The organism is Halomonas sp. THAF5a (assembly GCF_009363755.1).
Lineage (GTDB): Bacteria > Pseudomonadota > Gammaproteobacteria > Pseudomonadales > Halomonadaceae > Halomonas.
In genome coordinates this window covers 737,547-758,586 of the sequence record NZ_CP045417.1, presented here as the reverse complement: position 1 = coordinate 758,586, position 21,040 = coordinate 737,547, and the positions used below count along the sequence as shown (strand labels likewise).

Annotated in this window: 18 protein-coding genes; 5 read left to right on the top strand and 13 right to left on the bottom strand. The window is 68.3% G+C overall.

The window, feature by feature from the left end:
* The first annotated feature begins 167 nt into the window (after positions 1 to 167).
* The 3 genes from FIU83_RS03475 to FIU83_RS03465 all read left to right on the top strand — a co-directional run bounded on the left by FIU83_RS03475 (position 168) and on the right by FIU83_RS03465 (position 3,498).
* Positions 168 to 1,046 (top strand): glycine betaine ABC transporter substrate-binding protein, encoded by an 879-nt coding sequence (locus FIU83_RS03475; protein WP_152482779.1) that lies wholly within the window; start codon positions 168 to 170, stop codon positions 1,044 to 1,046.
* 303 nt (positions 1,047 to 1,349) lie between these two features.
* Positions 1,350 to 1,778 (top strand): universal stress protein, encoded by a 429-nt coding sequence (locus tag FIU83_RS03470; RefSeq protein WP_152482778.1) that lies wholly within the window; start codon positions 1,350 to 1,352, stop codon positions 1,776 to 1,778.
* Positions 1,779 to 1,824: 46 nt separating this feature from the next.
* Positions 1,825 to 3,498 (top strand): BCCT family transporter, encoded by a 1,674-nt coding sequence (locus tag FIU83_RS03465; RefSeq protein ID WP_152482777.1) that lies wholly within the window; start codon positions 1,825 to 1,827, stop codon positions 3,496 to 3,498.
* Between the two features lie 139 nt (positions 3,499 to 3,637).
* Here FIU83_RS03465 and FIU83_RS03460 read toward each other — a convergent pair whose 3' ends face one another.
* The 5 genes from FIU83_RS03460 to dctP all read right to left on the bottom strand — a co-directional run bounded on the left by FIU83_RS03460 (position 3,638) and on the right by dctP (position 10,494).
* Entirely contained in the window at positions 3,638 to 4,363 is a 726-nt protein-coding gene (locus FIU83_RS03460; protein WP_152482776.1) for a 3'-5' exonuclease, read from the bottom strand.
* Position 4,364: 1 nt separating this feature from the next.
* The gene (locus tag FIU83_RS03455) at positions 4,365 to 6,269 is read right to left on the bottom strand and encodes a DUF294 nucleotidyltransferase-like domain-containing protein (protein WP_152482775.1); all 1,905 of its coding nucleotides are present in this window, start codon (positions 6,267 to 6,269) and stop codon (positions 4,365 to 4,367) included.
* A 171-nt stretch (positions 6,270 to 6,440) separates the two neighbouring features.
* Positions 6,441 to 6,854 (bottom strand): DUF4168 domain-containing protein, encoded by a 414-nt coding sequence (locus FIU83_RS03450; protein WP_152482774.1) that lies wholly within the window; start codon positions 6,852 to 6,854, stop codon positions 6,441 to 6,443.
* A 149-nt stretch (positions 6,855 to 7,003) separates the two neighbouring features.
* On the bottom strand, positions 7,004 to 9,202 hold the full coding sequence (locus FIU83_RS03445) for a TRAP transporter large permease subunit (RefSeq protein ID WP_152482773.1): 2,199 nt from the start codon (positions 9,200 to 9,202) through the stop codon (positions 7,004 to 7,006).
* Positions 9,203 to 9,330: 128 nt separating this feature from the next.
* On the bottom strand, positions 9,331 to 10,494 hold the full coding sequence (gene dctP, locus FIU83_RS03440) for a TRAP transporter substrate-binding protein DctP (RefSeq protein ID WP_152482772.1): 1,164 nt from the start codon (positions 10,492 to 10,494) through the stop codon (positions 9,331 to 9,333).
* A 441-nt stretch (positions 10,495 to 10,935) separates the two neighbouring features.
* Here dctP and FIU83_RS03435 point away from each other — a divergent pair, with 441 nt between their 5' ends.
* Positions 10,936 to 11,847, top strand: coding sequence for a DMT family transporter (locus FIU83_RS03435; RefSeq protein WP_152482771.1), 912 nt, complete (start codon positions 10,936 to 10,938; stop codon positions 11,845 to 11,847).
* On the opposite strand, the gene mtgA is transcribed toward FIU83_RS03435, so the two are convergent.
* The 3 genes from mtgA to FIU83_RS03420 form a co-directional block, all read right to left on the bottom strand.
* Positions 11,844 to 12,548, bottom strand: coding sequence for a monofunctional biosynthetic peptidoglycan transglycosylase (gene mtgA / locus FIU83_RS03430; protein WP_152482770.1), 705 nt, complete (start codon positions 12,546 to 12,548; stop codon positions 11,844 to 11,846). The genes FIU83_RS03435 and mtgA overlap by 4 nt on opposite strands.
* Before the next feature lie 114 nt (positions 12,549 to 12,662).
* Complete coding sequence (fghA, locus tag FIU83_RS03425; RefSeq protein ID WP_152482769.1) at positions 12,663 to 13,517, bottom strand: S-formylglutathione hydrolase; 855 nt, start codon at positions 13,515 to 13,517, stop codon at positions 12,663 to 12,665.
* A gap of 240 nt (positions 13,518 to 13,757) precedes the next feature.
* Positions 13,758 to 14,867 carry an S-(hydroxymethyl)glutathione dehydrogenase/class III alcohol dehydrogenase gene (locus FIU83_RS03420; protein WP_152482768.1) on the bottom strand — a complete coding sequence of 370 codons (1,110 nt, stop codon included), beginning with the start codon at positions 14,865 to 14,867 and terminating at the stop codon, positions 13,758 to 13,760.
* Positions 14,868 to 14,994: 127 nt separating this feature from the next.
* Between FIU83_RS03420 and FIU83_RS03415 the strand changes: the two genes are divergently transcribed.
* Positions 14,995 to 15,882 (top strand): LysR family transcriptional regulator, encoded by an 888-nt coding sequence (locus FIU83_RS03415; protein WP_152482767.1) that lies wholly within the window; start codon positions 14,995 to 14,997, stop codon positions 15,880 to 15,882.
* 150 nt (positions 15,883 to 16,032) lie between these two features.
* Here FIU83_RS03415 and FIU83_RS03410 read toward each other — a convergent pair whose 3' ends face one another.
* The 5 genes from FIU83_RS03410 to FIU83_RS03390 all read right to left on the bottom strand — a co-directional run bounded on the left by FIU83_RS03410 (position 16,033) and on the right by FIU83_RS03390 (position 20,823).
* Positions 16,033 to 17,016 carry a branched-chain amino acid ABC transporter permease gene (locus FIU83_RS03410; RefSeq protein WP_152482766.1) on the bottom strand — a complete coding sequence of 328 codons (984 nt, stop codon included), beginning with the start codon at positions 17,014 to 17,016 and terminating at the stop codon, positions 16,033 to 16,035.
* 4 nt (positions 17,017 to 17,020) lie between these two features.
* A complete protein-coding gene (locus tag FIU83_RS03405; RefSeq protein WP_152482765.1) occupies positions 17,021 to 17,908 on the bottom strand; it encodes a branched-chain amino acid ABC transporter permease in 888 nt (295 codons plus the stop codon).
* Positions 17,909 to 17,965: 57 nt separating this feature from the next.
* Positions 17,966 to 19,186 carry an ABC transporter substrate-binding protein gene (locus FIU83_RS03400; protein WP_152482764.1) on the bottom strand — a complete coding sequence of 407 codons (1,221 nt, stop codon included), beginning with the start codon at positions 19,184 to 19,186 and terminating at the stop codon, positions 17,966 to 17,968.
* A 114-nt stretch (positions 19,187 to 19,300) separates the two neighbouring features.
* Positions 19,301 to 20,047, bottom strand: coding sequence for an ABC transporter ATP-binding protein (locus tag FIU83_RS03395; protein ID WP_152482763.1), 747 nt, complete (start codon positions 20,045 to 20,047; stop codon positions 19,301 to 19,303).
* The gene (locus tag FIU83_RS03390; protein WP_152482762.1) at positions 20,044 to 20,823 is read right to left on the bottom strand and encodes an ABC transporter ATP-binding protein; all 780 of its coding nucleotides are present in this window, start codon (positions 20,821 to 20,823) and stop codon (positions 20,044 to 20,046) included. The genes FIU83_RS03395 and FIU83_RS03390 overlap by 4 nt, the downstream gene beginning before the upstream one ends.
* Positions 20,824 to 21,040: the final 217 nt, after the last annotated feature.

Here is a 21,040-nt window from a genome sequence, read left to right as displayed (position 1 = left end):
GCCGTCACCCCGTGACGCCTGAAACGCCTGAATGAGAGGGGGAGAGTCCGACCGGGCTCTCCCCTTTCTCTTGGCCTGATGCTGACTCCCCGGGCACACGGCACCGCCGTTGACGGCCACGTTTGCAACTGCCGGGCAGTCTCAGCATCCTTATGAGCACACCCCACATGGAAGCAGTGACAATGCCGAAGCAACTGACGCGCCTCGCCGGCCTGGCCCTGATCGCCGGCGCCGGCCTGACCGTGGCCACCGCCCAGGCCCAGGACAAGGGCACCGTCCATCTCTCCTACGTCGAATGGTCCGACGCCGTGGCCTCCACCAACGTGATGCGTGCCGTCCTGGAGCAGGCCGGCTTCGATGTCGAGATGACCTCGCTGTCCGCCGCCGCCATGTGGCAGGCCGTGGCCACCGGCGACGCCGATGCCATGACCACCGCCTGGCTGCCGACCACCCACGCCGACTACTACGAGCGCTTGGGCGACCAGATCGAGAACCTCGGTGCCAACCTCGAGGGCACCAAGCTCGGCCTGGTGGTGCCGGCCGATAGCGACATGACGGCCATCCCCGACCTGAACGACCACGCCGACGCGCTGGACGGCAAGATCACCGGCATCGATCCGGGCGCCGGCCTGATGGGCCTCACCGAGGACGTGATCGACGCCTACGAGCTGGACCTCGACCTGCAGAGCGGCAGCGGCGCCACCATGACCGCGGCCCTGCAGACCGCCATCGACAACGGCGAGCCGATCGTGGTGACCGGCTGGACGCCGCACTGGATGTTCGCCCGCTGGGATCTCAAGTACCTGGAGGACCCGCAGAACGTCTACGGCGGCGCCGAGGAGATCGACACCGTGGTGCGCCAGGGGCTCGAGGAGGACATGCCGGAGGCCTACGCCATCCTGGACGCCTTCGAGTGGACCCCGGAGCAGATGGGCGAGGTCATGCTGATGAACCAGGAGGAAGACTCCGACCCCTACGAGAACGCCAAGCAGTGGGTCGAGGAGAACCAGGACGTGGTGCAGGCGTGGCTGCCGGCGGAGAGCTGATGCGCGCCGCATCGTCACCCGCTGACGCCTGAGCGACCAGGGGGGGAGCCCAGCCGGGCTCCCCCCCTGTCGTTGGTGGGCCCGGCCCCGGGCGATGCCCCGCGGTTATCAGACGCCTCTCACTTGATTAAAATGCCCTGTTGGACACACGTCTTGTCGCGATTCGCAGACGCTTGATAGGCCGATGGTGTAGGCTAGGCGCCGATCGACGGCAGGCTACGTTGAAAGCGGCCCGAGCCCAAACCCCCTTGACCGTCCACACTTGACGTGAAGACAGCCGACCCCATCAGGAGGAGCGCAGGCATGTTCAAGAAGATCATGGTCCCCGTGGACCTGGCCCACCTCGACGTGATCGAGCCATCGCTGAGGATCGTCGCCGACCAGGCGAAGCACTACGGCGCGGAAGTCTGCTACGTCGGCATCACCGCCGCCACGCCCGGCGCCGTGGCCCGCACGCCGGAGGAGTACACCCGGAAGCTCGAGGCCTTCGCCCAGGAGCGCGCCAAGGTCCACGGCCAGCCGGTCAGCACCCACACCATCGTCAGCCCCGACCCCATCGCCGACCTCGACGACGACCTCATCAAGGCCATCGATGAGGTGGGGGCCGACCTGGTGGTCATGCCGACCCATCCGCCCAAGCACGTGGATGCGGTCATCCCCTCCCACGGGGGCAAGGTGGCGACGCACACCAAGGCCTCGGTCTTCCTGGTGCGCCCGGGCGCCGGCGAGTAACCGCGACAAGACTCACACCCATCGATAACCGCAAGGGAGACGTCTAGTGGCTACACAACCCAACGACGGCAACCCCAAGGTGCCGGAAGACAACGGCATCGAGGGGATTCCGGCGCCCGAAGGCGCGGCCAACCTGATCGATACCGACTACGTGATCGGTCAGGACAACATCACCGCATCCCCCCTGGGGATCGACGTGGACCTGCACGGCAAGGTCTTCCTCTTCTCCTCGCTGGTGATCCTGTTCTTCGTGATCACCACCCTGGCCCTCCAGGACCAGATGGAGCCGATCTTCAATGCGATGTTCAGCTTCCTGACCACCAACCTGAGCTGGGTCTTCCTGCTGGGCGCCAACGTCTTCGTGGTGCTGGCGATCGTGCTGATCTTCACGCCACTGGCCAGGGTACGCATCGGCGGCGCCAACGCCACGCCCGACTTCGGCTACCTGGGGTGGTTCGCGATGCTGTTCGCCGCGGGCATGGGCATCGGCCTGATGTTCTATGGCGTCTCGGAACCGCTGACGCACTTCGGCACCGCCATGGGCGGCACCACCGTCGAGGACGGGGTGCGCACCGACTGGGCGCCGCTGGGCGCCGCCGCGGGCGATCAGGCCGCCGCCATCGATCTCTCCATGGCCGCGACCATCTTCCACTGGGGCCTGCACCCCTGGGGCGCCTATGCCATCGTCGGCCTGTCGCTGGCGATCTTCGCCTACAACAAGGGCCTGCCGCTGACCATGCGCTCGATCTTCTACCCGATCCTCGGGGAGCGCGTCTGGGGCTGGCCGGGCCATGTGATCGATATCCTGGCGGTCTTCGCCACCCTGTTCGGCCTGACCACCTCGCTGGGCCTCGGCGCCACCCAGGCGTCCGCGGGTCTCCACTACCTGTTCGGCATTCCCGACACCAACACCACCCTGATCCTGCTGATCATGGGCATCACCGTGGTCGCGCTGGGCTCGATCATGCTGGGGGTGGACAAGGGCGTGCAGCGCCTGTCGCAGATCAACATGGCGCTGGCCTTCCTGCTGCTGGCCTTCGTGATCGCCGTCGGCCCGACGCTGATGATCGCCACCGGCGTGTTCGACAACCTGCTGGGCTATGTGCAGAACCTGCCCGCGCTGTCGATGCCCTTCGGGCGCGAGGATGCCAACTTCAGCCAGGGCTGGACCGCCTTCTACTGGGCCTGGTGGATCGCCTGGTCGCCCTTCGTCGGCATGTTCATCGCCCGCGTCAGCCGCGGCCGCACCGTGCGTGAGTTCCTGATCGCCGTGCTGCTGGTGCCGTCGCTGGCCTCGGTGGTGTGGATGACCGCCTTCGGCACCACCGCCATCGACCAGGTGGTCAACCAGGGCATCACCAAGGTGCAGGATGCCGCGCTCGAGCTGCAGCTGTTCACCATGCTCGAGACCCTGCCGCTGACCACGATCACCTCCTTCGTCGGGATCGTGCTGGTCATCGTGTTCTTCGTGACCTCCTCCGACTCCGGCTCGCTGGTGATCGACTCCATCACCGCCGGCGGCAAGGTCGATGCGCCGAAGCCCCAGCGCATCTTCTGGGCGCTGATCGAGGGGGCGCTGGCCATCGCGCTGCTGCTCGGCGGCGGCCTCGGCGCCCTGCAGACGGCCGCCCTGACCACCGGCCTGCCCTTCACCATCGTGCTGCTGGTGGGCTGCTACGCGATCGTCAAGGGCCTGATGAGCGAGCCCCGCGGCGCCTGACGGCCACGCTCATCCCGGCGCGCGGCCCGGTGGCACGCGCCGGCCAACACGAAGAAGGCGGCCCTCGGGCCGCCTTCTTCGTGTCTGGATGTCATGTCTGGCATCGGGATCTCCACCGGCCTCTCGGGGCGGGATCAGGCTAGCTCCACAGCTCGCCCACCGGCGTCTCGGGCGTGAAGTGGGTGGCCACCTGGGCCTGCAGCAGCTCGGCGGTGGCCAGGGCGTCGATCAGGGCGTGATGGCCCGAGTAGACCGGCAGGCCGTAGCGGGCACGGCTGTCGTAGAGGCGGATGGAGGCCGGCGGCCGGCCGATCCAGCGCTTGAAGCGCGCCAGCAGCGACTGACGATGCCAGCGCGCCTCCAGCGACATGGTGTCGATGACCGGGCACATCAGCCCCTCGCCCCGGCGCGCCTTCACCGCGGCCTCCAGGAAGGGGCGCTCGATATGGCGGTAGTGAACCACCATCAGGCGGCCGGCGATGGCCGCGAGGAGCTCCTCGAGGATCTCGTTGAGGTCGGGGGCGCCGGCGATGTCCGAATGGGTGATGTGGTGGAAGGTCACCGACTGGGCGTTCAGGGGCCGGGGCGGGCGCAGCACCCAGTAGCGCCGCTCGGCCAGGTGGATGCGCCCCAGGGTGAAGGGCACCAGGCCGATGCTGACGATGGCGTGGCGCCGCTCGTCGAGCCCGGTGGTCTCCATGTCCAGGGCGACCATGGGCGCCTCGCCGATGGGCGTCTCCGGCCCCGGCATCCCGGTGGCGAAGAAGCGCGCCAGCAGGGGGTCCTGGGCGAGCGTGGCCCGCTTCGCCAGGTACTCCGGCCAGCCCGGCACCGCCGGGGGGCGCCTGCCTCGGGGAAGGCGCATCTCAGCGCGACCGCGACGGCATGGGGTAGCGGAACTTGAGGAACTTCTGGGCGTTGCTCAGCACCTGGAAAGCATCCTTGAGGTTGTGGCGCTCGGTGTCGGAGACGTTCTCCGGCTCGATGTTGTTGTCCGGCGCCAGTTCATGCTGCAGGTCGATCACCTGGTGGCGAATCCGCGACATGCTGAGAAACTCCAGGGCGTAGCGCAACCGGTCGCTGACGCCCGGGGCCAGCAGCTGGGTGCGATCGATGTCCTCCAGGCGCTCGAAGCTGTTCTGGGCGCGGGACCCGCAGGCCAGGGCGTGGACGCGGATCAGGTCGACCATCGGCGCGGTGCCCCGGCGCTTGAGGTTGATCGAGTTGTTGTGCTTGCCGTCCTTCTCCATCACGAAGGTGCGGAAGAAGCCCAAGGGCGGGGTGCGGCCCAGGGCGTTGCGCGCCATGGAGGCGAGGAAGCGCGGGTGCCTGGGCGCGAGCTCGGCGACCAGGTCCTGGAGCTGCTCGACGAGCGGGTTGTCGCCGAAGACGGTGTCCAGGTCGAAGAAGATCGAGCTGTGCAGCAGCCGCTCCGGGGTGGGCTCCTGGATCCACTCGCGGAAGTAGCGCTTCCAGACCGCGAGCGGCTGACGCCAGCGCGGGTTGGTGGCCATGATGTCGCCCTTGCAGTAGGCGTAGCCACAGGCCGCCAGGCCGTCGCTCAGGCGCGTGGCGAGCGCCAGGAAGTAGTCGTCGTGCTGCTCGGGGTCGAAGTCGTCGGAGAGCACCAGGGCGTTGTCCTGGTCGGTGACGATGGACTGCTCGTTGCGCGCCATGGAGCCCAGGGCCATCAGGCAGTAGGGTACCGGCGGCGGCCCCAGCTCGGCCTCGGCCAGCTCCAGCAGGCGCCGCGACAGGCTGCGCCCGATGGTGGAGAGCGCCACGCCGATCATCCGCGAGTCGGCGCCCTCCTCGACCAGGCGCACGAAGGCCGCGTTGACGTCGGGCGTCAGCCGGGCGAGCCCCTCGCTGCTGGACTGGTGGAAGATGTTGCTGACCAGGTAGAGGCTCGACTGGGTCTCGTAGCGGATGATGTCGGAGAGGTGGACGATGCCGACCGGCGAGCGGCGGTGCATCACCGGCAGGTGGTGGATGTTGTTGCGCAGCATGCAGAGCATCGCCTCGTGCACCGACTCGTCGGACTGCACGGCGATCAGCTGGTGGGCGATCACCTCCCCTACCGGGGTGTCGGCGGGACGCCCCTCGGCCACCACCCGGGTGCGGAAGTCGCTGTCGGTGAGGATGCCCTTGACCTGCCAGGCCCGCCCCTCGCTGTCGCGGAAGGTGTAGCGGGGGTTGTCGCCGGGCGCGTCGAGCACCAGCACCGCCGAGGCCTGGTAGTCGCTGATCAGCCGGGCGGCCTCCTGGACGGTGGTGCTGGCCTCCACCATCACCGGGTAGCGGGACACCAGCTTGCGCACCCGGGTAATCATCATGTCGTTCTGCTTCTTGTGCTCCTCCACCGTCGACTCGAGCCGCGGGCGCTCCACCTCGACGAAGTCGGCGAAGTGCTCGTCCGCCTCGCAGAGCTGGTAGAAGACCGCCTCGGGGATGAAGTAGATCAGGGTGTCTTCCATCGCCTTGGCGGGGAAGCGGGCGCGGCGGTTTCGCAGCAGGCTGAAGTGGCCGAAGATGTCGCCCTCGCCGAGGCGGTTGTAGAGCTCGCCCCCGCGGCGATAGACCTCCACCGCGCCGCTGCGGATGTAGCAGAAGTCGTGCACCTCCTGGTCGAGGGTCAGGACGTCGCTGCCGGCCTTGAAGTAGGCCACCTCGACCTGGCCGGCCACCTCGTCGAGCAGGTCGTCGGAGAGCCCCTCGAAGGGCGGGAAGCGCCCCATGTGCTGGCGGATCTCCAGCAGTTCCACATCCATGTCCCTGACTCCGCGCGGTGAGAATGCGTCAAGTCTGGAATGGCCCGACGGCGCTGTAAAGCCGCCACCGGTGCGTCCCGCCCCAACGACGAGGGCCGTCCCGTGCGGCACGGGACGGCCCTGCGAGGCACCTTCGCGGCCGGGACGCCGGCCGCGAGCATCGGGCGCGGATCAGGAGGCCTGGTCGGCGTCGGCGTTGCCGGCCTTGGCCATCTCCTGCACGCGCTGCATCAGCTCGGGATCCTGCTGGATCGCCTGGCCGATGGCGTTGAAGGTATTCACCTCGAGACCGCTCTCCTCGACGGCCTTGACCATCTCGTCGTTGGCTTCCTTGCGCACGTCCTGCTGCGCCTGCTCACCTTCCGCGGCCTGCAGCTGCTTGGTGTACTCCTGGGAGATCACGGCGATCTCCTTGGAGGCGTCGGCGAACTGCTGGAGCTGGGCGTCGGAGAAGTCCTGGGCTGCGGTCGCGGCCTGCGGCTGGTCGGCGCTGTTCGCGGCGGTCTCCTGCTGGGCCTGGGCCTGGGTGGCGGCGAGGCCGAGCGAGAGCAGTGCGGCCGAGAACAGTGCAGTCATCCGTTGCATGAATACCTCCTGAGGATCTTGTGTGTGCACCCCGCTCTGACGAGTGATCGCCGCGAGGGTTCAGCACTGTCGTGTAACGGTTTGAAAAGCGGCGCTCCCTCGGGGAGCGCCGCGCAGTGTGACAGCCCGTGGGGCCGCGGGTCGAGCCGCTAGCCGTAGGCCAGGTTCGGCAGCCAGGTGACCAGTGCCGGGAACATGATCACGAGGATCAACCCCAGCGCCTGGATGCCCAGGAACGGGAAGGAGGACTTGAAGATCTGCGCCATGGTGATGTGCGGCGGGCACACCCCCTTGATGTAGAAGAGCGCATAGCCGAACGGCGGACTCAGGAAGGACATCTGCATGTTGACCAGGTAGATGACGCCGAACCACAGCGAGACGTCCGCCGGGTCGACCCCGGGCAGCCCGAACACGCCATTGAAGGAGAGGCCCTGGATCAGCGGCACGAAGATCGGCACGGCCAGCAGCAGGATGCCGACCCAGTCGAGGAACATGCCCAGCGCCACCAGCAGCACCATCATCAGCGCCAGCACCGCATAGGGGCCGAGGCCGGCGCCGGAGATCAGCTCCTGCACGAACTGCTGGCCACCCTGCAGGATGTAGAAGCCGACGAAGATGCTGGCCCCGAAGATGATCCACATCACCATCGCCGAGGCGACCAGGGTGGTCATGCAGGCGGCGTGCAGGTTCGGCCAGGTCAGGCGCCGGTGCATGGCGGCCACGATCAGCGCGCCGAAGGTGCCGATGCCGGCCGCCTCCACGGGCGTGGCGATGCCGGTGAAGATGATGCCGAGCACCAGGATCACCAGGATGATCGGCGCCAGCATGTTGCGCAGCAGGCGCAGCTTCTCCTTCATGTCGACCCGGTCCTCGACCGGCATCGGCGGTGCCATCTTGACGTTGAGGGTGCCGCGCATCCAGCAGTAGAAGCCGTACATGAAGGCCAGCAGCAGGCCGGGGATCAGCGAGCCCAGGTACAGCTCCCCCACCGACTGCTGGGCGATGACGCCGTAGATGATGGCGAGGATCGAGGGCGGGATCAGGATACCCAGGGTGCCGCCGGCCATGATCGAGCCGATGGCGATCTCCGGGTTGTAATTCCGCTTGAGCATCGCCGGCAGGGCGATCAGGCCCATGGTCACCACCGCGGCCCCGATCACGCCGACCATGGCGGCGAGCAGCGTGGAGGCGATGATGGTGGCAATCGCGAGGCCCGCCTTGAGGCCGCCCATCCACTTGTAGACGACGTCGAACAGCTCCTCGATGATGCCGGCCTTCTCCAGCACCGAGGCCATGAAGATGAACAGCGGGATGGCCGAGAGCTGGTAGTTGGTCATCATCGGGAAGATGCGTGACGGCATCAGGTTGAGCATGAACTGATCGCCCACCAGGTAGAGGAAGACCACCCCCAGGCCACCGGTCACGAAGGCCAGCGGCAGGCCCGCCACCAGCACCACCATCAGGGCGCCGAACATCACCAGGGTCAGGCCGCCGATGCCCACGGTGCCGAGGCTGTTCTCGAGGCTGCCGGCCAGGCTCTCGTAGTCGGTCACCGCGACGTTGACCATCTCGAAGATCGTCCAGCCCGCCAGCACCACGGCGATGACCAGCAGCACGCGGGCGAAGGTCCGGCCGCCGTCGTGCAGCCGCCAGTGGTAGCGGAAGGACTGGGCGTCGCGGACCAGCTGGCCGAACCCCTGGAGCAGCAGCAGCAGCGCGCCGAAGAAGAGCATGAACTTGACCGGGTAGAACTGGATGGCCCACTCGGTGAAGGAGGTCTCGTTGGCGTAGCTGGCACCGAAGAAGTATTCGTCGCTGACCGACTGGGAGAAGAACTTCCAGCCCGTCATCATCAGCGCGACGGTGAAGATGAAGAAGAACACCGAGGTGGTGAGGTCCAGCGCCGCCTTGTTCAGGGGGCGAGCGCGCTGGTAGAGGATATCCACGCGGACATGGCCCCCCTCGCGCAGGGCGAAGGCGCCCGCGACCAGGTACTGCATGCCGAACATCAGGGTCATCGACTCGTGCACCCAGTTGGTCGGCGAGTTGAAGGCGTAGCGCAGCACCACCTCGTAGGCGAAGGCGAAGGGCGCGACCAGCGCCCAGTAGGCGACGTAGCGACCGGAAAACCCGGAAATGCGGTCGACGACGGTGGTGAAGAGGTTGCCGGGCGGCCGGTAGGCGACCTCGGCCTCCTCGCCGGCGGGCACCTCGGCGGTGTCGCCGCCGGAAATGCGCCCCCCGCGGCGGAAGCTGCGGTCGACGCAGATCATCACCACCAGGGGCAGCAGCGCCAGCACCGACCAGTAGAGCCAGTGTGGCAGGACGAAATCAATCTCAAGATTCATGAAGGCTCCTCCGCGACGCCATCGCCTCCCGGCGATGGCAACGGATCATCGAGTCGACGGGATGCGGGAAAGATCGTGCTCACGCCCGTGCCGGGGACGATACCCCCGGCACGGGCGAACGGGGCGGATCAGAGGTTGAGCTCGTAGTCCTTGATGTCTTCCGGGGTGATCAGCGCCACCGCCGGGTCCATCATGGTGTCGAGGTGTGCCTTGAAGAGGCGCGCGGCGTCCGGGTCCTTGTTGGCCCACTTGAACCACAGCGGCACGGCGATCTCGCGGAAGCGATCGGCGTCGTCCTCGCTGAGGTGGATGATCTCCACGCCCTTCTCCCGGAACTTCGGCCAGGCCTCGGCGTTGGCCTTCTGGATCGCCGCGTAGTGCTCGCGGGAGTAGGCGGCCACCAGGTCATGCATCAGGTCCTGGGTCTGCGGCGACATGCGCTCGAAGACGCGGCGGTTGACCGAGATATCCATGAGGTCGACGGCCTGGTGCAGGCAGGGCGTGGAGGGCGGGCCCATGATGATGTAGTCGGCGACCTGCCAGAAGCCCAGCTCGTAGTTGTTGGCCGCGCCGGTGTAGTCGGCGGCGTCGATGGTGCCCTTCTCCAGCGCCGGATAGACCTCGGAGCCCGGCAGCAGGGTGGTGCGGGCGCCGGCGGCGGCGAAGGTCTCGGCGACGATGCCGCCCGGCATGCGCAGTTTCACGCCCTGGAAGTCGTCGAAGCTGCGCAGCGGCTTCTTGGAGTGGATCAGGTTCATGTCGTGGTGCACATAGCCCAGCAGCTCCTGGCCCTGCTTGCGATACAGGTCCTTGGCCAGGTCGAAGCCGCCATAGGCGCCGAACATGATGTCCCACTGGTGGGGCAGCGACAGCCCCATCGGGTAGGCGGTGAGGAAGACGCCGGCCGGCATCTTGCCCGGCCAGTAGACGGTGAACCAGTTCTGGCCGTCGAGCACCCCGTTGCGCACGGCATCGGCGACCTCGAAGGCCCCGGCCACGGCGCCCGCCGGGAAGGGCTCGATGGTCACCTCGCCGCTGGTGGCCTCGGCGACACCCGCGGCCCACTGCTCGAAGATGCGATAGCCCGGGGTGCCCGGCGGCCAGGACGACTGCATGCGGATACGGATGCCGGACTGGGCCTGGACGTTGCCGATCCAGGGCGCGGCGACGGCGGCGGCGGAACCGACCGCGGCGGCCTTCAGGAAGTTGCGCCGATCGGGGCGCTGGAAGGCATCCCGGGCGCCCTGGCGATCGACGGAGGAGGAAGATGACGGCTGCTTGTCGTCCTGCATGGCATGGACTCCTAGTGGTGTGGCCCGCCCGCTGTCGGGCGATGGCCGGATCTTGTTGTTGTCGTCCCCGGGTCCGCCGGCCAGCCGACAGTCGGCGATCGACCGGCAGGCCGGCCTCACCGTCCCGGTGGACCCGGGGTCGAGACCCGAAGCGTGTTGAGAAGAGGACGCTGATATGGAAACGTCTTCCCTGGCGAAAGCTAGCGAAACGCTTGCCCGTCGCCAATACGGCGTTTCAACGCAATCCGACCGATCTTGCTGGTCAGACCAGCGGTCAAGACGAGGCAATTCCTTGACGGCATTGGCAAAACTCTGGTCTGACCAATTTCCCGTCGGCCCGACGCCTACGACCAAAGCACGAGCCCCACGGTTGGCATCCCGGGCGCTGGCCCGGGATGATGCTCGCTCCCACCCGCCTTCTCACCACCTGGACGATCTTTCATGACATCGGAACGTCACCGCCAGGCCGCACTGGCCGCCATGCCCTTCCTCTTCGTGGCGCTGTGGAGCACCGGCTTCATCGGCGCCAAGTTCGGCCTGCCCCATGCCGAGCCCTTCACCTTCCTCTTCGTGCGCAGCGCGCTGACCCTGGCGCTGCTGGTGCCGCTGATCCTTGTGATGCGGGCCGACTGGCCCCGGGGACGGACGCTGTGGGGCCACATCGCGGTCTCGGGGCTGCTGGTGCACGGCGCCTACCTGGGGGGCGTCTTCTACGGCATCTACCAGGGCATGCCGGCGGGCCTGACGGCCCTGCTGGTGGGGCTGCAGCCGCTGCTCACCGCCGCCCTCGCCGGGCCGCTGCTAAACGAGCGGCTGGGCGCCGTGCAGTGGTTGGGGCTGGTACTGGGCCTGGTGGGCATCGCCCTGGTGCTGGGCGGCAAGCTCGATCCGGGCGAGGCGCTGTTCCAGGGCTTCGGCCTCGGCGCCCTGGCGAGCGTGATGGTGGCGCTGGTGGGCATCTCCCTGGGCACCCTCTACCAGAAGCGCTTCTGCACCGGCATGCCGCTGCTCGGGGGCACCGTGGTGCAGTACCTCGCCACCGGCACCCTGATGGGACTGGGGGCGTGGCTGTTCGAGACGCGCCAGATCGAGTGGACCTCGACCTTCGTGCTGACCCTGGGCTGGCTGGTGCTGGTGCTGTCGATCAGCGCCATCCTGCTGCTGATGGCGCTGATCCGGCGCGGAGAGGCGTCGCGGGTGGCGAGCCTCTTCTACCTGGTGCCCCCGGTGACCGCCCTGGAGGCGTGGTGGCTGTTCGACGAGCGCCTGCCGCCGCTGTCGCTTGTCGGCATGGCCATCGCCATTGCCGGGGTGGTGCTGGTCGTCAAGGGTCGGGGCGCACGGCGCGCCTAGAGCCGCTCGAGGAAGCGGGTGCCACCGAGATTGCGCATCTGCTGGCGGATCCAGGCGCTGCGCCGCTCCACCAGGGGGCCGGGGCGCGCCGCGTCGCGCCCGCGAGGATCGGGCAGGATGGCCGCCAGGCGGCTGGCCTGATAGGCGTTCAGCTCGCCGGCGGAGATGCCGAAGTAGTGGCGGGCGGCGGCCTCGAGGCCGAACACCCCGCTGTCCCACTCGACGATATTGAGGTAGACCTCGAGGATGCGCTGCTTGGGCCAGAGCGCCTCGATCAGCAGCGTGAACCAGGCCTCCAGCCCCTTGCGCACCCAGCTGCGCCCGGTCCACAGGAAGAGGTTCTTGGCGGTCTGCTGGCTGATGGTGCTGGCACCGCGCAGGCGGCCGCCGTTGCGGCTGGCTTCCCAGGCCTGGCGCAGCTGCACGAGGTCGAAGCCGTGGTGCTCGGGAAAGCGCTGGTCCTCGGCGGCGATCACCGCCAGCTTGGCGGAGTCGGCGAGGCGCGCCCAGGGCCGCCACTGGTGGCGGAGGTCGAGAGCTTCCCCGGCGCTCCACGCCTGCACCTTGCGCTCCACCATCACCATGGAGCCGAACACCGGCACCACGCGCAGCACCAGCACCAGCACCACGGACGCCACCACGAAGCCGAGCAGGGTGCGCCAGAGCACCCGCCACGCCCACCGCTGCCACTCCCGTCTCATCGTCCGCCTCGCTGGGCCATCGCGCGCCTCGCCTCGTCATGAATGACGGGCAGTATAACGAGGCTGCCTCCCCGAAGGGAGGCAGGCGATCATGGGGTGACGCGGGCTCGGGGCTCAGCGCTTCTTCAGGCGCTCGGCATGGTAGCGAAGGTGATCCTCGATGAAGGTGGCGATGAAGTAGTAGCTGTGGTCGTAGCCAGGCTGGCGACGCAGGGTCAGCGGGTGGTCGTGCTCGGCGCACACGGCCTCGAGGCGCTCGGGACAGAGCTGCTCCTCGAGGAAGTCGTCGGCCTCGCCCTGGTCGATGAACAGCGGCTGGCTCGAGGCCCCGCGGGCCACCAGCTCGCAGGCGTCGTACTGGGTCCAGAGCCCGCGGTCCTCGCCCAGGTAGCCGGCGAAGGCCTTCTGCCCCCAGGGGCACTCGCTGGGATTGACCACGGGGGCGAAGGCGGACACGGCGCGATAGTGGCCGGGACGGCGCAGCGCCAGGATCAGCGCACCGTGGCCGCCCATGGAGTGGCCGCTGATCGACTCGCGGCCATTGACCGGGAAGTGCTGGCGCACCACCGAGGGCAGCTCCTCGGCCACGTAGTCGTACATGCGGTAGTGCTGCTTCCAGGGCTCCCGGGTGGCGTTGACGTAGAAGCCCGCGCCGCTGCCGAAGTCGTAGCTGTCGTCCTCGCCCGGCAGGTTGGTACCCCGGGGGCTGGTATCCGGGCAGACGATGGCGATGCCGAGCTCGGCCGCCACCCGGTGCGCGCCGGCCTTCTGCATGAAGTTCTCGTCGGTGCAGGTCAGCCCCGAGAGCCACCACATCAGCGGCACGCGCTCGGTCTCCGCCTGGGGCGGCAGGTAGATGGCGAAGGTCATCTCGCAGTCCAGCGCCCGGGAGCGGTGACGATAGCGCTTGTGCCAGCCGCCGTGGCTCTTGTTGGCCGAGACCAGCTCGAGATGTTCGGTCATGGTCATGGGATCACACTCCTTGTCGGCCGGGCGAGCCGGCCACCGATCGATGGGGCGGCGCCCGCGTCTCGACGCGGGCGCGGCATCAGGCGCCTGTCAACGGCGCAGCACCGGGCGCCTATCTATGGCGCGGCAGCGGGCGCCTATCAATGGCACGGCACCGGGCGCCGGTCAACGGCGCGGCACCGGGCGCCTGTTAACGGCGCGGCACCGGTCGCCTATCAACGGCGCGGCACCGGGCGCCTGTCAATAGTGCAGCACGGTGCGGATGCTCTCGCCCCGGTGCAGCAGGTCGAAGGCCTCGTTGATCTTCTCGAAGGGCATGTCGTGGGTGATGAAGTCGTCGATGTTGATCTCGCCCTTCATGTAGCGATCGACGTAGCCCGGCAGCTCGGTGCGGCCCTTGACGCCGCCGAAGGCGGAACCCTTCCAGACCCGGCCGGTGACCAGCTGGAACGGCCGCGTGGAGATCTCCTCGCCGGCCCCGGCGACGCCGATGATCACCGACTCGCCCCAGCCCTTGTGGCAGCACTCCAGCGCCTGGCGCATGACGTTGACGTTGCCGATGCACTCGAAGGAGTAGTCGACGCCGCCGTCGGTCATGTCGACGATCACCTCCTGGATGCTGGCGCCATGCTCCTTGGGATTGACGAAGTCGGTGGCGCCGAACTGGCGCGCCAGCTCGAACTTCTCCGGATTGACGTCGATGGCGATGATGCGGCTGGCCTTGGCCATCTGCGCGCCCTGGATCACCGCCAGGCCGATGGCGCCCAGGCCGAAGACGGCCACCGTCGAACCCGGTTCGACCTTGGCGGTGTTCATCACCGCGCCGATGCCGGTGGTCACGCCGCAGCCGAGCAGGCAGATCTTGTCGAGCGGCGCCTCCCTGGAGACCACCGCCAGCGACACCTCGGGCAGCACGGTGTACTCGCTGAAGGTCGAGCAGCCCATGTAGTGGTGCAGCGGCTTGCCGTCCAGCGAGAAGCGCGAGGTGCCGTCAGGCATCACGCCCTTGCCCTGGGTGGCGCGCACCGCGCCGCACAGGTTGGTCTTGCCGGAGAGGCAGAACTTGCACTCGCCGCACTCGGCGGTATAGAGCGGGATGACGTGATCGCCGGGGCGCAGGCTGGTCACGCCCTCGCCCACCTCCTGCACGATGCCGGCACCCTCGTGGCCCAGCACCGCCGGGAAGTTGCCCTCCGGGTCGGCGCCAGAGAGCGTGTAGGCGTCGGTGTGGCAGACGCTGGTGGCGGCCATCTTGACCAGCACCTCGCCGGCCTTCGGGCCCTCGACGTCGATCTCGACCAGTTCCAGGGGCTTGCCGGCTTCCAGGGCGACCGCAGCGCGAGACTTCATGGCATCTTCCTCGTTCGATGTGTGTTGAGCCTGACGACAGTCTAGGCAATTCGCCCTGCCGGGATAAACTGCATCAAACGCAGGACATTATTGTCACACAGCAACAATCACGCCGACAGGAGGCATCATGCAGCGCTGGGATCGGGTCGAGGCCTTCGTCGAGGTGGTGCGCCTGGGCGCCTTCAAGGCCGCGGCCGAGCGGCTCAAGGTCTCGAGCTCCCACGTCAGCCGGCTGGTCAGCCAGCTCGAGAACCAGCTCGGCACCGCCCTGCTCTACCGCACCACGCGGCGGATCCGCCTCACCGAGGCCGGTCGCGTCTACTACCAGCACTGCCGCCACCTGGTCGAGGGCTTCCACGAGGCCGAGGCCGCGATCAAGGACCTCCAGGAACGCCCGATCGGCCTGCTGAGCCTGACCTGCGCCACCACCTTCGGCGAGCGCTACCTGGCGCCGCTGGTCAACGACTTCATGGCCCGACACCCCCAGCTGGAGGTACGCCTGCACCTGACCAACCGCCAGGTGGACATCATCGACGAGGGCTTCGACATCGCCGTGCGCCTGGGCGCCCTCGAGGACTCCTCGCTGGTCGCCCGGCGGCTCTGCGAGCGACGCGAGTACGTGGTGGGCTCGCCCGCCTACTTCACCCACCGCCCCCAGCCCCACGCCCTCTCCGAGCTCACCCACCACCGCTGCCTGATCGGTTCCCGGGACCACTGGCGCTTCGCCGTGGCGGGGGTGAGACGTGAGGTGCGGGTCACGGGGCCCTGGGAGAGCAACTCGGGACCGGCGCTGCTGGACGCCGCCCTCAAGGGCCTGGGGCTCGCCCAGCTGCCGGACTACTACGTGGAGCCCCACCTGGCGAGCGGCGAGCTGATCAGCGTGCTCGACGCCTACCGTCACGACGACAGCGCGGTCTGGGCGGTCACCCCGCGCCATCGCCACCGCTCGCCGAAGATCCGCCAGTTCATCGACTTCCTGGTCGAGCGCCTGCCCGATCGGCTACCGAGGCGCTGAGCCCGTGACGGCGCGGCGAGCAAGGCCTCGCGGGCGCGTCCCGAGACGCCCGCGACACCGAGGCCAGCGACACTGACGCCAGAAGCGGCACAGTGCGATGAACCAAAAAAGGGCGCCCCGAGGGGCGCCCGCCGTCGGCATGGCCGGGGCCTACTTGAAGTTCTTGCGCACCAGCTTGTCGATCTCGCCGACGATGCCGCTGCGAAAGCTCAGCACGCAGATCACGAAGATCGCGCCGAGGATCACGCTCACCCAGTTGCCGAGCGGCGACTGCGCCAGCTGGGTCTGCAGGCTGACCACGAGGCCCGCGCCCACCACCGGGCCGAACAGCGTGCCCACCCCGCCCAGCAGGGTCATCAGGATCACCTCGCCGGACATGTGCCAGTGGGCATCGGTCAGCGAGGCGAGCTGGAAGACCACCGTCTTGGTGGAGCCGGCGAGCCCCGCGAGGCCCGCGGAGATGACGAAGGCCACCAGCTTGTAGGCGTCCACGTTGTAGCCCAGCGAGACCGCCCGGGGCTCGTTCTCGCGGATCGCCTTGAGCACCTGGCCGAAGGGCGAGTGCACGGTGCGCTGGATGATCGCGAAGCCGATCACGAAGATCGCCAGCACGAAGTAGTACATCGGCAGGTTGTCGGAGAGGCTGATCAGTCCGAACAGCTCGCCGCGCGGCACGCCGTGCAGCCCGTCCTCGCCCCCGGTGAAGGGCGCCTGGACGAAGAAGAAGAACACCATCTGCGCCAGCGCCAGGGTCACCATGGCGAAGTAGATCCCCTGGCGGCGGATCGACAGCACGCCGAAGAAGGTGCCCAGCACCACTGCGGCCAGGGTGCCGATCAGGATGCCCGCCTCCGGCGTCAGGCCGGGGTAGCTCGAGAGCATGATGCCGGTGAAGTAGCCGCCGGTGGCCAGGAAGGCCGCATGGCCGAAGGAGAGCAGCCCGGCATAGCCCAGCAGCAGGTTGAAGGCGCAGGCGAAGAGCGCGAAGCACAGCACCTTCATCAGGAACACCGGGTAGATGGCGAGCGGGGCCAGCAGGGCCAGGCCCAGCAGCACCAGGTAGAGCAGGTTGCGCCGCCGCCGCGCGCTGCGCTGGCGCTGCATGGCGGGGGTCAGGGGTTGGGTCGTGGCCATCACGTCATGCCTCCTTGCCGAAGAGTCCCGAGGGGCGCAGCAGCAGCACCAGGATCATCACCAGGAAGATCACGGTGTTGGCCGCCTCGGGGTAGTAGACCTTGGTGAGGCCCTCGATCAGGCCCATGGCGAGCCCGGTGATGATGGCGCCGAGGATGGAGCCCATGCCGCCGATCACCACCACGGCGAAGACCACGATCAGCAGGCTCGAGCCCATGGTCGGCGAGACCGGATAGAGCGGTGCCGCCAGTACCCCGGCGAAGGCGGCCAGCGCCACGCCGAAGCCGTAGGTCAGGGTGATCAGCTGCGGCACGTTCACGCCGAAGGCCTGCATCAGCGCCGGGTTCTCGGTGCCGGCCCGCAGGTAGGCCCCGAGGCGGGTGCGCTCGATGATGAACCAGGTGCCGCCGCACACCACCAGCGCCGCCACCAGCACCCAGGCGCGGTAGGTCGGCAGGAACATGAAGCCGAGGTTCAGGCCGCCCTGCAGGGCCTCCGGGGTGGGGTAGCTCGCCCCCGAGACCCCGAAGAGGTTGATCAGGGTGCCCTCGAAGATCAGCGCCAGGCCGTAGGTGAGCAGCAGCCCGTAGAGGTGGTCGAGGTGGGCGATGCGGCGCAGGAACAGCCGCTCGATCACCACGCCCAGGGTCCCCACCACCAGCGGCACCAGCAGCAGCGCGACCCAGTAGTTGATGCCCAGGTATTGAAGGCCCAGCATCGCCGCGAAGGCGCCCAGCATGTACTGCGCCCCGTGGGCGAAGTTGATGATCTTCAACAGCCCGAAGATCACCGCCAGCCCCAGGCTCAGCAGGGCATAGAAGGCACCGTTGATCAGGCCCAGCATCAGCTGGCCCATGAACACCGCCAACGGCACCCCGAATATCATCGTCATGTCACGCTCCTCCCGTCAGGGGGCGGCGGCCGCGGCCGCCGCCCTGCCTCGGCTCGCTCAGTTCTTGACCAGCTTGCACTGGCTCTCGGCGAGCGGGCGGTAGGCCTCCTCGGCGGGGATGGTGCTCTTGATCTCGTAGAGGTCCCACTCGCCGGTGGACTCCTCCGGCGACTTCACCTCGGCGAGGTACATGTCGTGGACCATGCGGCCATCCTCGCGGATGCGGCCGTTGCGGGCGAAGAAGTCTTCGACGGGGGTCTCGGCCATCTGGGCACGCACCGCCTGGGCCTCGTCGGTGCCGGCGGCCTCGACGGCGTTGAGGTAGTGCAGGGTGCTGGAGTAGACGCCGGCCTGGACCATGGTCGGCATGCGGCCCACGCGCTCGAAGTAGCGCTCGGCCCACTCCCGGGACGCCTCGTCCATGTCCCAGTACCAGCCGGTGGTGAGCAGCAGGCCCTGGGTCGCCTCGAGGCCCATGGCGTGGACGTCGTTGAGGAAGATCAGCAGGCCCGCGAGCTGCTGGCCGGTCTGGGTCAGGCCGAACTGGCTGGCGGTCTTGATGGCGTTGACGGTATCGGAGCCGGCGTTGGCCAGGCCGACGATGTCGGCGCCCGAGCCCTGGGCCTGGAGGATATAGGAGGAGAAGTCGCTGGTCGGGAAGGGATGGCGCACGCCGCCGACGATCTCGCCGCCGTTGGCCTCCACCACCGCGCTGACATCGGCCTCCAGGGCGTGGCCGAAGGCGTAGTCGGCGGTGAGCATGAACCAGGTCTCGCCGCCCTGGTCGACGACGGCCTTGGCGGTGCCGTTGGCCAGCGGGTAGGTGTCATAGACCCAGTGGAGGTGGTTGGGCGTGCAGTGCTCGTTGGTGATGCTCGAGGCCGCGGAGCCGGAGATGATCGCCAGTCCCCCCGCCTCCTCCAGCACCTTGCTCACGGCGATGGAGACCGAGGAGGCGACCATGCCGGCGACCAGGTCGACGTTCTCCTGGTCGACCCAGCCGCGCACGGTGTTGGCGCCCACGTCGGCGCTGTTGCGGTCGTCGGCGCTGAACACCTCGATGGGCACGCCGTTGACCTCGCCGCCGACGTCCTCGACGGCCATCTTCAGCGCCTCGAGGCCGCCGGGGCCGGCCAGGTCGCGATAGGTGCCGGACATGTCGGCGAGGTAGCCGATGCGCACGGCGTCGTCGCTCATCTGGGCCTGGGCGTTGCCGGTGACCAGGGTGGCGGCGGCGAGGGCGATGCTGCTGGCGAGCGTCTTGTGATGGAAGGTCATGATCATCTCCGTGGCCCGGTGGGGCCGTTGTTGTTGTCGATACGGATCGTTGTCGTTGCGGGTGGTGGCTCTGGCGGCTGGCGGCTGGCGGCCGGGGACGCGACGGCGAGGCCGTCAGACCCCCAGCAGGGTATTGAGGTGCTCGCGCCGGGCGGGCAGCTCGGCGGCGCTGATCTCCTCGATGATGCGGCCGTGCTCCATCACGAAGTGGCGGTCGGCCAGGGGCGCGGCGAAGCGGAAGTTCTGCTCCACCAGCACGATGGTCATGCCGCGCTCCTTGAGCTTGATCAGCACCTCGCCCAGGGCCTGGACGATGACCGGGGCCAGCCCCTCGGTGATCTCGTCGAGCAGCAGCAGCCGTGCGCCGGTGCGCAGGATGCGGGCCATGGCCAGCATCTGCTGCTCGCCGCCGGAGAGCCGGGTGCCCTGGCTGCGGCGCCGCTCGTAGAGGTTGGGGAACATGGCGTAGATCTCGTCGATCCCCATGCCGCCGCTGCGCACCGTGGGCGGCAGCAGCAGGTTCTCCTCGACGTCGAGGCTCGAGAAGATGCCGCGCTCCTCGGGGCAGTAGCCCACGCCGAGCCGCGGGATGCGGTGCGGCTTCACGCCGAGGGTCTCGGTGCCATTGATGACGATGGACCCGGTGCGATGGCCGACCATGTTCATGATCGCCTTGAGGGTGGTACTGCGCCCGGCGCCGTTGCGCCCCAGCAGGGTCACCAGCTCCCCGCGCTTCACGTCGAAGTCGACGCCGTGCAGGATGTGCGACTCGCCGTAGAAGGCGTGCAGGTCGCTGATGCGCAGCATCTCGGCGCCGTCCCGCATCGGGGTCTGGCCGAGTGTCGTTGCCGCCTGGCTCATGCGCTGGCCTCCTCTGCTTGCGCCGCGGCATCACTGCCCATGTAGGCCTCCCGGACCTGCGGGTCGCGGGAGACGGCGTCGTAGTCGCCCTCGGCCAGCACGCTGCCGCGGGCCAGCACCGTGATGCGGTCGCACAGGCGGCTGACCACGCTGAGGTTGTGCTCCACCATCAGCACGGTACGCCCCTTGGAGACCCGCCGGATCAGCTCGACGATGCGGTCGACGTCCTCGGCGCCCATGCCCTGGGTCGGCTCGTCGAGCAGCATCAGGGTGGGATCCAGCGCCAGGGTGGTCGCCACCTCCAGCGCCCGCTTGCGCCCGTAGGGCATCTCCACGGTGAGCACGTCGGCGTACTCCCTGAGGCCGACCTCGTCGAGCAGCGCGACGGCGCGCTCATTGAGGTGCTCGAGGCTCTTCTCGGACTTCCAGAAGTGGAAGGAGGTGCCGAGGCGGCGCTGCAGCGCCACGCGCACGTTCTCCATGGCGGTCATGTGGGCGAACACCGCCGAGATCTGGAAGGAGCGCACCAGGCCGAGCCGGGCGATCTCGTTGGCCCGCATGCTGGTGATCGGCTTGCCGCGATAGAGGATCTCGCCGCGGGTGGGCGGCAGGAACTTGGTCAGCAGGTTGAAGACGGTGGTCTTCCCGGCCCCGTTGGGACCGATCAGGGCGTGGATGTGCCCCTCCCGGACCCGCAGATTGACGTCGTCCACGGCGGTGAAGCCGCGAAACTCCTTGGTCAACCCGCGAGTTTCCAGTATGAACTCCTGGGTCATGGTGGGTCCTCTCTGGATCGCTGGCGCGATCCGCCGTGGATGCTGTTGTCGTTGTTGTCGGCCGTTGTCGTTGTTGTGGCGGTGCCGGCATCGAGGGTCCGTGATGGCGCATCACGCGGCCCCGGAGAACACTCTTCACTTTACGTTAACGTAAGCTAGAGGAGCGGGGGCGGCGGGGCAACAGGAGAAGGCCGGAACTCGACCAATGGTGTAGACG

Excerpts from the sequence above, each read along its gene's own strand:
- FIU83_RS03390 (WP_152482762.1), bottom strand. The coding sequence starts at position 20,823 with ATGACCCAGGAGTTCATACTGGAAACTCGCGGGTTGACCAAGGAGTTT.
- FIU83_RS03405 (WP_152482765.1), bottom strand. The coding sequence starts at position 17,908 with ATGACGATGATATTCGGGGTGCCGTTGGCGGTGTTCATGGGCCAGCTG.
- FIU83_RS03460 (WP_152482776.1), bottom strand. The coding sequence starts at position 4,363 with ATGCGCCTTCCCCGAGGCAGGCGCCCCCCGGCGGTGCCGGGCTGGCCG.
- FIU83_RS03450 (WP_152482774.1), bottom strand. The coding sequence starts at position 6,854 with ATGCAACGGATGACTGCACTGTTCTCGGCCGCACTGCTCTCGCTCGGC.
- fghA (WP_152482769.1), bottom strand. The coding sequence starts at position 13,517 with ATGACCATGACCGAACATCTCGAGCTGGTCTCGGCCAACAAGAGCCAC.
- dctP (WP_152482772.1), bottom strand. The coding sequence starts at position 10,494 with ATGCAGGACGACAAGCAGCCGTCATCTTCCTCCTCCGTCGATCGCCAG.
- FIU83_RS03445 (WP_152482773.1), bottom strand. The coding sequence starts at position 9,202 with ATGAATCTTGAGATTGATTTCGTCCTGCCACACTGGCTCTACTGGTCG.
- FIU83_RS03415 (WP_152482767.1), top strand. The coding sequence starts at position 14,995 with ATGCAGCGCTGGGATCGGGTCGAGGCCTTCGTCGAGGTGGTGCGCCTG.
- mtgA (WP_152482770.1), bottom strand. The coding sequence starts at position 12,548 with ATGAGACGGGAGTGGCAGCGGTGGGCGTGGCGGGTGCTCTGGCGCACC.
- FIU83_RS03395 (WP_152482763.1), bottom strand. The coding sequence starts at position 20,047 with ATGAGCCAGGCGGCAACGACACTCGGCCAGACCCCGATGCGGGACGGC.
- FIU83_RS03475 (WP_152482779.1), top strand. The coding sequence starts at position 168 with ATGGAAGCAGTGACAATGCCGAAGCAACTGACGCGCCTCGCCGGCCTG.
- FIU83_RS03455 (WP_152482775.1), bottom strand. The coding sequence starts at position 6,269 with ATGGATGTGGAACTGCTGGAGATCCGCCAGCACATGGGGCGCTTCCCG.
- FIU83_RS03400 (WP_152482764.1), bottom strand. The coding sequence starts at position 19,186 with ATGACCTTCCATCACAAGACGCTCGCCAGCAGCATCGCCCTCGCCGCC.
- FIU83_RS03420 (WP_152482768.1), bottom strand. The coding sequence starts at position 14,867 with ATGAAGTCTCGCGCTGCGGTCGCCCTGGAAGCCGGCAAGCCCCTGGAA.
- FIU83_RS03435 (WP_152482771.1), top strand. The coding sequence starts at position 10,936 with ATGACATCGGAACGTCACCGCCAGGCCGCACTGGCCGCCATGCCCTTC.
- FIU83_RS03470 (WP_152482778.1), top strand. The coding sequence starts at position 1,350 with ATGTTCAAGAAGATCATGGTCCCCGTGGACCTGGCCCACCTCGACGTG.
- FIU83_RS03410 (WP_152482766.1), bottom strand. The coding sequence starts at position 17,016 with ATGGCCACGACCCAACCCCTGACCCCCGCCATGCAGCGCCAGCGCAGC.